Source organism: Rhodococcus sp. NPDC076796, assembly GCF_040702765.1.
Taxonomy (GTDB): Bacteria; Actinomycetota; Actinomycetes; order Mycobacteriales; family Mycobacteriaceae; genus Rhodococcoides.
In genome coordinates, this window is record NZ_JBFBMS010000003.1 from 556014 (window position 1) to 568754 (window position 12741).

12 protein-coding genes are annotated in these 12741 nt (G+C 65.9%); 2 read left to right on the forward strand and 10 right to left on the reverse strand.

What is annotated here, in order from left to right; all coding sequences use genetic code 11:
- The first annotated feature begins 212 nt into the window (after positions 1-212).
- Complete coding sequence (locus AB0366_RS12835; protein ID WP_068045765.1) at positions 213-863, forward strand: amino acid-binding protein; 651 nt, start codon at positions 213-215, stop codon at positions 861-863.
- A 15-nt stretch (positions 864-878) separates the two neighbouring features.
- On the opposite strand, the gene ligA is transcribed toward AB0366_RS12835, so the two are convergent.
- From ligA to AB0366_RS12885, 10 genes are all read right to left on the reverse strand, one after another.
- Entirely contained in the window at positions 879-3026 is a 2148-nt protein-coding gene (ligA, locus tag AB0366_RS12840) for an NAD-dependent DNA ligase LigA (RefSeq protein WP_366244230.1), read from the reverse strand.
- 55 nt (positions 3027-3081) lie between these two features.
- The gene (locus AB0366_RS12845; RefSeq protein WP_366244231.1) at positions 3082-3264 is read right to left on the reverse strand and encodes a hypothetical protein; all 183 of its coding nucleotides are present in this window, start codon (positions 3262-3264) and stop codon (positions 3082-3084) included.
- Positions 3265-3329: 65 nt separating this feature from the next.
- Positions 3330-4517: a GGDEF domain-containing protein gene (locus AB0366_RS12850; protein WP_366244232.1), complete on the reverse strand. Its 1188-nt coding sequence runs from the start codon at positions 4515-4517 to the stop codon at positions 3330-3332.
- Between the two features lie 133 nt (positions 4518-4650).
- Entirely contained in the window at positions 4651-5670 is a 1020-nt protein-coding gene (locus AB0366_RS12855; protein ID WP_366244233.1) for a methionine synthase, read from the reverse strand.
- Positions 5667-6755, reverse strand: a complete 1089-nt coding sequence (gene mnmA / locus AB0366_RS12860) for a tRNA 2-thiouridine(34) synthase MnmA (protein ID WP_121870206.1) — start codon at positions 6753-6755, stop codon at positions 5667-5669. Before mnmA ends, AB0366_RS12855 begins: the two co-directional genes overlap by 4 nt.
- Positions 6755-7993, reverse strand: coding sequence for a cysteine desulfurase family protein (locus AB0366_RS12865; protein ID WP_366244234.1), 1239 nt, complete (start codon positions 7991-7993; stop codon positions 6755-6757). Before AB0366_RS12865 ends, mnmA begins: the two co-directional genes overlap by 1 nt.
- An 82-nt stretch (positions 7994-8075) precedes the next feature.
- On the reverse strand, positions 8076-8966 hold the full coding sequence (locus AB0366_RS12870) for a lysophospholipid acyltransferase family protein (protein ID WP_366244235.1): 891 nt from the start codon (positions 8964-8966) through the stop codon (positions 8076-8078).
- On the reverse strand, positions 8963-9781 hold the full coding sequence (locus AB0366_RS12875; RefSeq protein WP_366244236.1) for a GNAT family N-acyltransferase: 819 nt from the start codon (positions 9779-9781) through the stop codon (positions 8963-8965). The genes AB0366_RS12870 and AB0366_RS12875 overlap by 4 nt, the downstream gene beginning before the upstream one ends.
- 145 nt (positions 9782-9926) lie before the next feature.
- Positions 9927-10883 carry an electron transfer flavoprotein subunit alpha/FixB family protein gene (locus AB0366_RS12880; protein WP_121870209.1) on the reverse strand — a complete coding sequence of 319 codons (957 nt, stop codon included), beginning with the start codon at positions 10881-10883 and terminating at the stop codon, positions 9927-9929.
- A gap of 42 nt (positions 10884-10925) precedes the next feature.
- Positions 10926-11726, reverse strand: a complete 801-nt coding sequence (locus AB0366_RS12885) for an electron transfer flavoprotein subunit beta/FixA family protein (RefSeq protein ID WP_121870210.1) — start codon at positions 11724-11726, stop codon at positions 10926-10928.
- Positions 11727-11881: 155 nt separating this feature from the next.
- Here AB0366_RS12885 and AB0366_RS12890 point away from each other — a divergent pair, with 155 nt between their 5' ends.
- Positions 11882-12721 carry a class I SAM-dependent methyltransferase gene (locus tag AB0366_RS12890; RefSeq protein WP_366244436.1) on the forward strand — a complete coding sequence of 280 codons (840 nt, stop codon included), beginning with the start codon at positions 11882-11884 and terminating at the stop codon, positions 12719-12721.
- The last annotated feature ends 20 nt before the right edge of the window (positions 12722-12741 follow it).

The following is a 12741-nucleotide window of genomic DNA, read 5'->3' on the forward strand; positions in this document are numbered from 1 at the left end:
CTAGTGCGTAGTGTTACGCGGGCTTTTCGCGCACTCCTCGTGGGCACAGCGGGTGTCGGAATTGTCACGGCCCGCGTTGCGCGACGTACCGGACAGGTCGAAGATGCAAGGATTGCTCGCGCCGGGGTGCATCGTGTTCCCTTTCTTTCGCCAGCAACGACCGATGACGCTGGGGTGGCCGAAGTACGTTAGAAGTCGAAAGGGAGCGTGACATGTCCTACCTGCTCCGCGTCCAACTGCCGGACCGGCCGGGCAGCCTCGGATCGTTGGCCGTCGCGCTCGGTTCGGTCGGGGCGGACATCCTCTCCCTCGACGTCATCGAACGCGGCGACGGATACGCGGTCGACGATCTGGTGGTCGATGTTGCTCCGGGTTCGCTTCCCGACACGCTGATCACCGCTGCCGAGAACCTCACCGATGTTCGGGTCGATTCCATCCGCCCGTACACCGGCGTCCTCGACACGCACCGGGAACTGGAATTGATCGATCGGGTCGCCGCGGCGTCCGACGATCGACTTCAGGTGCTCGTCGACGGAGCCCCCCGTGTCCTTCGAGTGGGGTGGAGCACCGTCGTCGCCACCAACGCGCACGGCCCGTTCCGTCTGGTGGGCAGCTCGGGGGCTCCCGAGACGCACGCCGCCGAGCTGCCGTGGTTTCCGCTGAACGCCCCTGCCGCTCTCGATTCCGACGCCGAGTGGGTGCCTCAGGTATGGCGTGACATGGACACCAAGATCGCCGCTGCTCCCCTCGGCACCACCGGCACCGTGCTGATGCTTGGCAGGCCCGGGGGCCCGGAGTTCAGGCCCTCGGAGGTTGCCCGACTCGGGTATCTCGCCGGCATCGTCGCGACGGTACTGAACTGACGCGTCCCGGCCCGATCAGTCCGTCGATCCAGGTTCTGCTTCGGTCGGAGCCACCGCATCGGGCCCCTCGGTCAGCAGCAGAGTGAATCCCGCTTCGTCGAGCACCGGCACGCCGAGCTCGATTGCCTTGTCGTGCTTGGACCCCGGAGCTTCGCCGACGACCACGAACGCCGTTTTCTTGGACACCGAACCTGCAGCCTTCCCGCCTCGCAGCAGGATCGCTTCCTTGGCCTCGTCACGTGAGTACGACGCCAGCGACCCGGTGACCACGATCGACAGCCCCTCGAGATTGCGCTCGATCGAGGCATCACGCTCGTCTTCCATCCGCACGCCCGCGGCCCGCCACTTGTCGACGATGGCGCGGTGCCAGTCGACCTCGAACCACTCGGAGACTGCGGCCGCGATGGTGCCGCCAACCCCGTCGACCGCCGAGAGTTCCTCGACCGACGCCGCCCGGATTCGCTCGAGACTGCCGAACTCCCCTGCCAATGCGCGGGCTGCCGACGGACCGACGTGCCGAATGGACAGACTGACCAGCACTCGCCACAGCGGCTGGTTCCGTGCGGTGGCCAGGTTGTCGAGCAACTTTCGACCGGTGGCGGACAACGCCCCGGACTTGGTGCGGAAGATCGCCGTCTTCATCAGGTCGTCCTCGGTGAGCGAGAACAGATCACCTTCGTCCTCGATGGCCCCGGTGGCCAACAGGTCGGATGCGGCCTCGTACCCGAGGCCCTCGATGTCGAATCGCTGCCGCTCGGCCACGAAGAACACCCGCTCGCGACGTTGCGCCGGGCAGAACTGCGAGTTGGGGCAGCGAAGATCGGCGTCACCCTCCTTGGCCGGAGCCAGGGGCGTCGAGCACTCCGGGCACTCGGTGGGCATGACGAACTCGGTCTCGTCACCGGTCCTGGCGGCGACGACGGGACCGAGAACCTCCGGAATAACCTCTCCCGCTTTGCGAATGGTCACGGTGTCACCGATCAGAACGCCCTTACGCTTGACCTCCGAGCCGTTGTGGAGCGTCGCCAGCGACACAGTGGAGCCGGCCACGAGAACCGGCGTCATGTACGCGAACGGGGTCACTCTGCCCGTCCGGCCCACGCTGACCCGGATGTCGAGCAGCGTGGTGGTGACTTCCTCGGGTGGGTACTTGTACGCGATGGCCCACCGCGGCGCGCGAGACGTCGTTCCCAGTCGACGATGCAGCGACATGTCGTCGATCTTGACGACCAGGCCGTCGATCTCGTGTTCGACGTCGTGTCGGTGCTGGTCCCAGTAGACGACTTTCTCGATGACGGCGTCGACGCCCTGCACGCGGGTCGTATGGCTGGAAATGGGCAGACCCCAGGCGCGCAGCGCCTCGTAGGCGTGCCACTGCGACTCGGGGGTGAAACCCACCATGCGACCGAAGCCGTGGCAGATCATTCCCAGACGCCGCTTGGAGGTGACCGCCGGATTCTTCTGTCGCAGCGACCCCGCCGCCGAATTCCGCGGATTCGCGAACGGGGGCTTACCCTCCGCCACGAGTGAGGCGTTGAGCGCCTGGAAGTCCTCCAACCGGAAGAAGACCTCGCCGCGCACTTCCAACAACTCCGGCACGGGGTACTGCTCGCTACCCGTCAGAGTGTCCGGGATGTCGTCGATCGTGCGTGCGTTGAGCGTCACGTCCTCACCGGTACGTCCGTCACCTCGGGTGGCACCGCGCACGAGGGTGCCGTTCTCGTACACCAGATTCAGTGCAACGCCGTCGATCTTGACCTCGCACAGGTACTCCAGATCCGGCCCTGCTTCGATCTCGACCCGTTTGGCCCAGGCCCGAAGCTCGTCGTGGTCGAACACGTTGTCCAGGCTCAACATTCGTTCCAGGTGGTCCACGGCGGTGAATTCCGTCGCGAAGCCGCCCCCGACGAGTTGTGTCGGTGAATCCGCCGTGCGCAGATCCGGGTGCGCCTCTTCCAGCTCGTTCAGCTCACGCAGCAGTGCATCGAATTCACCGTCGGACACGAGCGGCGCGTCGCGCACGTAGTAGCGGAACTGATGACCGCGCACTTCCTCGGCCAGCATCTGCCATCGCTCGCGATCGGCCGACGCGGCATCGAGTTCGACACCGACGGTCCCTGCGGTCTCGTCGTTTCCTGCTGGCGGTTCGGTCGATTCGGGCACGTGTCGAAGATTATCCGAACCCACCGACAGAGCAGCACCCGCTGCAGCGCAGCGACTACCGCCCCATCAGACCCAGCAACAGCGTGGCGGCGATGATCGCCACCGCGCAGATACCGGCGGTCAACGCGAAGCCGGTCAGGAAGGAATCGGCGTAGATGCCCCCGAGCACAGAGGCCATCACCGACAACAGCACTCCGGCAGGTAGTCCACGTCGCTGGGCATCCGATAGCCGATACATCGCACGATCATCGCAGAGGTCTCTCCCGAGCACACCGGCGCATCGAGCGACGTCGGTTCGAGTCCTCAGATCTCGTCGATGACCAAACTGTTTCCACCGGACTGCTTGGACCGGTACATCGCCGCGTCCGCCGTTCGAGCTGCTCTGCCGACCACGGACTTGCCCACGTCCCACAGAGCCGAGTCCTCGCGCAACAACGCCATTCCCACACTGACGGTGACGGGAATGTCGTCGCGGCGGTCCCAGAGCACCCGAACGACGTCGAAGCCGAGATCGACCATCCCCCGCGCATCACCGACCATGGCGACGAGGAACTCTTCACCACCGGTTCGGGCGAGCACTCCGCCCTGATGCCGGACCAAGCGGCGCAGCCGATCGGCGACCCGCACGATCACTTCGTCGCCGCGGCTGTGCCCGAATCGGTCGTTGACGGCCTTGAACTTGTCGATGTCGACAACCAGGAAGGCCATGGACATGCCCGCCTTGCTGGCCTGGTGCCACAGGTCGAGCAGTTCGCTGTCGATGCCGCGCCGGTTGTAGACCCCGGTCAACGGGTCGAGAACCGACCGCTTGGCGTCGTTGGACAGCGTCGTCCAGGCCACCTGAGCGAACACGGGTACTCCCACCGTCGCCAGAAGGAGAACCACCGTCGCGGTCGCGACGGCGGGTCCGTCGATGTAGTCGACCTCGTCGTTCATCACCGACACGAAGGTGCGGATACCGAAGCCGACGATGAACGTTGCGGTCCACACCAGATGCGCCACCAGCAGTCGCGGACTGAGGAAGTAGGTACAGAACGCTCCCGTGACGGCGAACAGCACCGTTCCGATCAGGGACGCGACAGGTGCGTACAGAATCAGCACCGAGGTCGTGAGAATGTCCCCGAAGGCCAGAAACGCGACGAAGAACTTCTTCCCCGGGAGTGGCCCGAGCACGCACCGTGCGGCGACGAACACCTGAGTGACGAGAACGAAGAGAACCCAGCCGATCGCCACACTGCCCTGAGGCCCGAGGTCGCTGAACAGCATCAGGATCGAGGTGACGGCGTACATCAAGGTGGCGGTACCGAACACGGCACGGATGATCCCGGTCAGCGGACGGGTCGATCTGTGATTGAGGATCCACTCGAAATCGTGCGGCGCTCGATACCAGTCGGAGGTGGCCGCGGCCAGTTTCGCTACGAGACCTCGACGGTGCCTGCCGGAACGCCGGAGGGAGGCAACCTCGTCGAAGTCGCGACCACCTGATGCCATTTTCCGAACTCCCACGTATTCAACAGACCCCCAACGGCCATGTGAATAGTGTCACATCTGTTCGGCGTCCTAATGGTAGTGGGCTCGATCGGCCCGAAGTCCGCGATGTTTCACTCCGACCTGCTGTGTGATCTCACAACGAATCGGGTGAATCCGCGAACGCGGCAGCCACGTCGTGGGCGAGTCCTGTTGCGCGACGGGCCCACTCCGGTGTGCTGCCGGCCAATCCACATGCAGGCGTCACCGAGATCCGGGAGGCGAGAACCGATCTGTCGAAACCGAGTCGGTCGATCAAATTGACACCCGGCTCGGCCAGTTCGCGCCAATGGGGTGGCCGCACGGGCGTTTCGGACGGAATCAACCCGAGCATCAGCGTCTTGCCGGATTGCAGCAGCTCGCCGACTCCGTCGAAGTCGCTGCGGCGCAGCGCAGTCGCGTCGACGGCGACCGCAACGGCGCGCGACCGGCGAAGCAGATCGAACGGAACGTCGCCGGCGCAACAATGCACCGCAACGGGGAGGTCGATCGTCTCGATCAACGAATCGAGCAGGTCGAGAACATCCGGTTCCGGGACTGCCCGCACCGAATCGAGCCCGGTGATTCCCGTCAGGCTGCCGGCCAGAACGGCTGCGAGACTGGGTTCGTCGAGCTGAACGAGAACCTCGACTCCGAGCCGACGCGTCAACTCCGCGCAATGCAGGCGCAGTCCCTCGCCGAGGGATTCGGCGAAATGCCGCAGCGCCCCGCGATCGGTCAGGGCCCGATGCCCGTGCCGAAGTTCGACCTGAGCTGCCATCGTGAACGGACCGGCGGCCTGGACCTTGATGGTGCGGCCGCTGCCGCGAAGCCCCGACACCTCCCACAGTTCCTCGAGCACGTCGAGGTCCTCGGCCAGGAAATCGGTCGCCCGGCGACCGGCGAGCATCGGACGCGGCACGACGCGATAGCCGGAGGTGCGCACGTCGAGTTCGACGTCGACCATGATGGCTCCGGTGCGTCCGATCATGTCCGCACCCAAGCCGCGCGCCGGAAGTTCGACGACGTGTGGAAGCTCGGTGAACTCCCCGACGACGACCGCCGCAGCCTCACGGATGTCGGTGCCCGGCCACGAGCCGATGCCGGTCGCCAGTCCAGCGAAGACGCCCGGGGTCACTCGCGCTCGGATCGAGTGCCCGAGATGGTCGAGCTGCCGATGACGATGTCTCCGTGAATGTCCTTGCGGTACAGCACCGCTGCCTGCCCCTTGGCCACACCGGTCAGTGGAGCCCGCAGTTGGATTTCCATACCGTCGCCCGCTGCCTCGGCGACGGCCTCGGTCAGTCCGCCGTGTGCGCGGACCTGAACGACACACTCGATGGGGCCGGTCGGAGCGGTACCTTCGGTCCACACCGCGCGATCTCCGCTGATCGCCCAGACGTCGAGCTTCTGCGCCGAGCCGACCATGACCGTGCCACTGTCGGGTTCGATCGAGGTCACGTAGCGGGGACGGCCGTCCGCGGCCGGTCCTTCCACGCCGAGGCCCTTGCGTTGTCCGATGGTGAACCCGTGCACGCCTTCGTGATCGGCCAGTTCGGCTCCGGTCTCGGAGTCGACGACCTTGCCCGGGCGCACACCGATCCGCGCGCCGAGGAATGCGCGAGTGTCGCCCGAGGGGATGAAACAGATGTCGTGACTGTCCGGCTTGTCGGCAACAGCCAACCCACGCTCGGCAGCCTCCTCACGAATCTCGGACTTCGGGGTGTCTCCGATGGGGAACATCGCACGCGAGAGCTGCGCCTGATTCAGCACTGCCAACACGTACGACTGGTCCTTGTCCGCGTCCACGGCACGTCGCAGGACGCCGTCGTGCAGTTGCGCGTAGTGCCCGGTCGCCACGGCATCGAAGCCCAGTGCCAGAGCGCGGTCCGCCAGAGCGGAGAACTTGATCTTCTCGTTGCAGCGTAGGCACGGATTCGGGGTCTCACCGGCGGCATAGGACGCGACGAAATCGTCGATGACGTCCTCTTTGAAGCGATCGGCGAAGTCCCATACGTAGAAGGGGATTCCGAGTACGTCGGCAGCTCGACGCGCGTCACCCGCGTCCTCCTTGGAGCAGCAACCACGCGAACCGGTGCGCAGAGCGCCGGGAGCGGTCGACAGAGCCAGGTGCACGCCGACGACGTCGTGGCCCTCGTCCACGGCGCGGGCCGCGGCAACGGCCGAGTCGACTCCGCCGCTCATTGCAGCCAGAACACGCATCAGCGATTTCCTCCTCGAGCTCCGACGCCGGCCAGTCCGGCGGCGCGAGCACGTTCGACGACCTGCGGCAGAGCCGCAAGCACAGTGGTGACGTCCGATTCGGACGAGCCGGTCCCCAGCGAGAACCGCAGTGATCCGCGGGCGACGGCCGGATCGCACCCGAGCGCAATCAGTACATGACTGGCGCTGGCCACGCCTGCAGTGCACGCCGAGCCCGTAGAGCATTCTATGCCCGCCGCGTCGAGGAGCATCAACAGCGAATCACCCTCGCACCCGGGAAAGGTGAAATGCACGTTCCCGGCCAGCCGGTCGTCGCCTTCCGGACCGTTGAGGACGGCGTCGGGAACGGCGTCTCTGATTCCGACGATCAACCGATCGCGCAGTGCTCTCAGTTCTGCGCGGTGCCGCGCCGAGTTCTCGACGGTCGACCGCAACGCAGCAGCCATCGCGACGACGCCTGCAGTGTCCGGGGTGCCCGAACGAACGTCTCGCTCGTGTCCCCCGCCGTGGAACAGCGGAACACACGGGACCTGGCGGCCGAGCAACAGCGCTCCGACGCCCTGCGGTCCACCGAACTTGTGTGCGGCGATGCTGAGCGCGGACAGACCGCTCGCGGAGAATCCGACGGGCAGATGCGGCACCGCCTGGACCGCGTCACTGTGCATCGGGACCCCGTATTCGGCGGCCACGGCTGCCAACTCGGCGATCGGCATGACGGTGCCGATCTCGTTGTTGGCCCACATCACGGTGACCAGCGCAGTCTCGTCGGCATGCAGGGCCAGCTCGGCGCGCAGCGTATCCGGGGTGACCCGCCCCTCGGTGTCGACCGGGAGCCAGGTGACACTCGCACCTTCGTGTGCGACGAGCCACTCGACTGCGTCGAGCACCGCGTGGTGCTCCACCGAGCTGGCGATGATCCTGGTCAGTGCTGCATCGGAGTCTCGACGGGCCGCGAAGATGCCCTTGACGGCGAGGTTGTCACTCTCGGTGCCGCCGGAGGTGAAGATCACCTCGGACGGGCGCGCGCCCAGGTCCGCGGCGATCGACTCGCGAGATTCCTCCACTCGACGCCGAGCGGACCGACCTGAGGTGTGCAGCGAGGACGCGTTGCCCACCGTGGCGAACACAGAGGTCATCGCCTCGATCGCGCTCGGCAGCATCGGGGTCGTCGCTGCGTGATCGAGGTACACCGGTGGCCGCGGCGGGACGGGAGCAGTCGTACTGCGCACAGAAGGCATAACAGGCTAGACGATACCCGCTGCCGTGGCCGCGGACCTACCTGCGCGAGGTGGGTCCGCGGTCACGGTGATCGATGCTCGGTCAGGCCGCCGCAACCGTCGGCGGCATCGGGCTGCGTTCGGCCTCGGCCATCACCTCGTGCACGGTGGGGTCGTAGACGTCATCGCGTCGAATCGCCACCTCGCATCGTCGAGCGAGGTCGCGGCGATCGCCGCCGGGTGCCTCCGGGGCCGTGAACTCCACCTCGGCACGCAGTCCGCGCAGTCGGAAGATCCGGCCGATGGATGCGCCGATCGTTTCGTCTCCCACGAAGCACGTGGCGGTGGTCTGCTCGCCGGTCCGGTCGAGGTAGCGCAGCCGAATCGGCTGCACCCAGGTCTCCGAATCGATCGCGGCCTGAAGCAGCGCAGGCCGAAGCGAGCCGTAGGCGCGACCACACCAGGTGGTGGCCTCGGGGAAGACGACGACCGATCCGCCGGCGCGGACACGATCGGCCACCTGATCGACGACGCCGGGGAGCTGATGCAGTCGAGCTCGATCGATCGGAAGTACCTTCATGGCCCGCGCGAGGCGACCGAGCACCGGCCAGTCGATCAGGTCGGCACGCGCGACGAAGGTCGACGGCTGTACCGCGGTGAGCACAACGACGTCGGTCCAGGAGATGTGACCGGCGACGTGCAGTGCACCTGCGGCGGTTCGGGAGCGTTCCCGCTCCGAGCGGGCGTCGAGCAGGGTCAGGTCGATTCCGATGGCGAACAGCAGGGTGCGAGCACCGATCCGCGTCAGCGACCGGCGAACCCGCGGGAAGGGAACCCCGAGGACGACCAACACCGGCAGCAACCCGAACGCCGCCAACGCCAGTACGATTCGCAGTGCGAGGACGATTCGTCCCACCGTCGGTGGATTCTTCGGCAGACAGCCGTCACTGCACGGCGACGACGGCATCCACGCGTGCACGATCGGTTGTGTCACCGGACACCGGACTCGAATGTCGTTGCTGCCGAACGCAAGCGGTCGAGATAGCGAGTGTTGGTCTCGTGCAAGCCGAGCAGCGCGACGAAATCGGCGACACCGAATTCGGGATCGTGCGCCGGCTCACCGCAGATGGAGGCACCGAGTCGCAGGTAGCCGTTCATCAACGGTGGCATCGACGTTCGCTTCGCGGGTTCGATGTCGATCAGATCCACGCCGTCTACGACGACCGGAGAGTACGGCCGGACCCGACGGTCGAGCGGCGTTGCGTGCTTGCCCAACAGCCGGTCTCGAACACTGCGAACGTTGGCCCCGATGGGGTCCCCGGGCACCGACTGCATGGGCACCGACACGCAGCCCATCACCCACTCGTATCCCGTCACATCGAGGTAATGCAGGATTCCGGCCCACATCAGCCCGAGTACGGACCCGGACCGGTGATCGGGGTGCACTGCAGCCCTTCCCATTTCGACGATATTCATGCCGACGGGATCGAGTGCGGAGATATCGAATTCGGTTGCCGTGTAGTACCCGCCTGCGGACACTGCAGCCTGCGGCGGCAACATGCGGTAGCAGCCGACGAACGTGTCGGTCCACTGGTCACGAACGAGCAGGTGATCACAGAATTCGTCGAACCGATCGGCGTCGAGGCCGTCGGTGTCGGTGGGAATGGAAAACCCCGGCTCGGAAGCGAACACCTCGTAGCGCAGACGCTGCGCGGCGAGTCGGTGTTCCGGGTCGGTGGACAACACCAGCGAGTAGCGGTCGGTGGCCGGGACGATCGATGCAGTCGAGCTCATGACGGAAGTGGTCATGAGGTGTGTCTAACGAGCGGGGAAGACTACCGGGCATCGTCGGGGAAACGTGTCGGAAGAGTTTGCGTGAACAAGGTTGCGCTACTCGACACGACAGGCCCCCACCGCGCGGGCGGTGAGGGCCTGTGTGGAACAGCGATCGAAGCTATCCCTTGTGCTTCTTGACTGCCTCGGTCAGCTGCGGTGCGACGTTGAAGAGGTCACCGACGATGCCGTAGTCGGCGATCTCGAAGATGGGCGCTTCCTCGTCCTTGTTGACCGCGACGATCGTCTTCGAGGTCTGCATGCCTGCACGGTGCTGGATGGCTCCGGAGATACCCAGTGCGACGTACAGCTGCGGGGAGACGGTCTTGCCCGTCTGACCCACCTGGAACTGGCCGGGGTAGTAGCCGGAGTCGACAGCGGCGCGCGAGGCACCGACTGCGGCACCGAGCGAGTCGGCGAGCTCCTCGACGACGGAGAACTTGTCGGCACTGCCGACACCACGTCCGCCGGAGACGACGACCGATGCCTCGGTGAGCTCCGGACGGTCGCCGCCGACGATCGGGTCACGCGAGGTGACCTTGACGGCCCCTTCTTCCTGCGCGGGGACCTCGACGGTTTCGCGGGTACCCGCTCCGGCCTTCGGCTCGGCCTCTACTGCACCGGGGCGCAGCGAGATGACCGGAACGTCGCCGTTGGCCTTGGCCTCGACGGTGAACGCGCCACCGAAGATGGAGTAGACGGCACTGCCGTCGCCGTTCAGTGCGACGACGTCGTTGTGGTAGCCCGAGCCGAGGCGTGCTGCGAGTCGACCCGCAACTTCCTTGCCCTCGATCGTGGCCGCGGTGATGATCGCTGCCGGCGAGACCGACTCCGCGAGTGCCGACAGCACGTCGACCTTCGGGGTGACGAGGAATCCGTCGACTGCGTCGGATTCGGCGGCGTAGATCTTCTCGGCACCGGCTTCGGTCAGCGCGTCGGCGACCTTGTCGGTGGTGCCGACCGGGCCGGTGACGACCGCGGACGGCTCACCCAGCGCACGAGCGGCGGTGATCAGCTCGTGGCTGACCTTCTTCAGTGTTCCCTCGACGTGCTCCACGAGCACGAGTACTTCTGCCATGACTTGCTCCTCGTTTGTCTTCGATTGCTCGGTGGGGCGGGATCAGATGATCTTCTGGCCGACGAGGTAGGTGGCGATCTTGTCGCCGCCGTCGCCCTCGTCGGTGAGCCGCTCGCCTGCAGTCTTGGGAGGCTTGGGGGTGGACGACGTGACGGTCGTTCCCGCGTTGTCGACGCCGACGATGCCGTCCTCGACACCGATGTCGGCGAGCGTGATGGTCTGCACCGTCTTCTTCTTGGCGGCCATGATGCCCTTGAACGACGGGAAGCGCGGTTCGTTGATCTTCTCGGTGACGCTCACGATGGCGGGCAGCGCGGCTTCGAGGCCGAAGATGCCTTCGTCGGTCTCCCGCTCGCCGGTGACCTTGCCGTCGGCGACGGTGAGCTTGCGCATCTGCGTCAGGGCCGGGATCTGCAGGTACTCGGCGATGATCGCGGGAACGGCACCGGTGCGACCGTCGGTGGCCTCGTTGCCTGCGATGATGAGATCGGCCGGCTCGTCGTTCTCGAATGCGACATTGCCGAGCGCTGCGGCCAGCGCGTATCCGGTCTGGATCGCGTCGGAGCCGTGCAGGGTCGGATCGTTGAGGTGCACTGCGCTGTCTGCACCCATCGACAAGGCCTTGCGGATGGCATCGGTGGCGCGATCGGGGCCTGCGGACAGAACCTTGACCTCACCGCCCTGGGCTTCCTTGATGAGCAGCGCTTCTTCGACGGCCCGCTCGTTGATCTCGTCGAGGACGGCGTCGGCAGCCTCGCGATCGAGGGTGTAGTCACCGTCGGTGAGCTTGCGCTCGGACCACGTGTCTGGAACCTGCTTGATCAAAACAACGATGTTCGTCATGGGTCTGCGTCGACCTCCTGGTCATGTTCTGCTGATCGTGAGTGTTCTAACGGTTCGTGCAGTTCTACGGTCTGGGACGAGGTTACCTCACCGTAGTTACTGGTGGGTAACTTACCTCCTTGCCTGTCCGACCATACATCTGTACCCCGACTGTTATGGAGACCACGTTGGCTTACCTCTCCTGCGCCTCCACTAACCTTTCGTCGGTGAACGATTCATCGGCTCAGGCACCGGCACCGGAACCACTCCCCCTCACCGGGGAGCGCACCGTGCCCGGGATCGCCGAGGAGAACTACTGGTTCCGCCGCCACGAGGTGGTCTACCGCGCACTCGTCGAGCGCTGCCGCGACCGAACGGTACTCGAAGCGGGATCGGGAGAAGGCTACGGAGCCAACATGATTGCCGATGTCGCGACGAAGGTTCTCGGTCTCGACTACGACGCGTCGGCCGCCGCACACGTGCATGCCCGCTACCCCAGGGTGACGATGCTGCGTGGCAACCTCGACCGCCTTCCCGTCGCCGATTCCTCGATCGACGTGGTCGTCAATTTCCAGGTGATCGAGCACCTCTGGGATCAAGGTGCGTTCCTCGCCGAAGTGCACCGGGTGCTCGCGCCCGGGGGCATTCTGCTGATCAGCACTCCCAACCGCATCACCTTCTCGCCCGGCCGCGACACCCCGCTCAATCCGTTCCACACTCGCGAACTCGACGCGGCCGAACTCACCGAGCTTCTCGTGGACGCACGGCTCGAGGTCGACGAACTCACCGGAGTCCGGCACGGACGCACGCTGGCCGCACTCGACGCCAAGCACGGCGGTTCGTTCATCGACGCGCAGATCGAACGAGCCCTGGCCGGTGAACCCTGGCCGACCGAACTCACCGAGGACGTCGCGGCCATCTCGATCGAGGACTTCGACATCGCCGCCGACCGCATAGACGACAGCCTCGACCTGGTCGCCGTCGCCCGCAAGAGCTCGAGCACGGTGATCGGGTGACATCCGGTGCCACCGTGCCG

Coding starts and splice junctions, on each gene's coding strand:
- AB0366_RS12835 (WP_068045765.1), top strand. CDS start 213: ATGTCCTACCTGCTCCGCGTCCAACTGCCGGACCGGCCGGGCAGCCTC.
- AB0366_RS12845 (WP_366244231.1), bottom strand. CDS start 3,264: ATGTATCGGCTATCGGATGCCCAGCGACGTGGACTACCTGCCGGAGTG.
- AB0366_RS12850 (WP_366244232.1), bottom strand. CDS start 4,517: ATGGCATCAGGTGGTCGCGACTTCGACGAGGTTGCCTCCCTCCGGCGT.
- mnmA (WP_121870206.1), bottom strand. CDS start 6,755: ATGCGTGTTCTGGCTGCAATGAGCGGCGGAGTCGACTCGGCCGTTGCC.
- AB0366_RS12865 (WP_366244234.1), bottom strand. CDS start 7,993: ATGCCTTCTGTGCGCAGTACGACTGCTCCCGTCCCGCCGCGGCCACCG.
- AB0366_RS12875 (WP_366244236.1), bottom strand. CDS start 9,781: ATGACCACTTCCGTCATGAGCTCGACTGCATCGATCGTCCCGGCCACC.
- AB0366_RS12880 (WP_121870209.1), bottom strand. CDS start 10,883: ATGGCAGAAGTACTCGTGCTCGTGGAGCACGTCGAGGGAACACTGAAG.
- AB0366_RS12885 (WP_121870210.1), bottom strand. CDS start 11,726: ATGACGAACATCGTTGTTTTGATCAAGCAGGTTCCAGACACGTGGTCC.
- AB0366_RS12890 (WP_366244436.1), top strand. CDS start 11,882: ATGGAGACCACGTTGGCTTACCTCTCCTGCGCCTCCACTAACCTTTCG.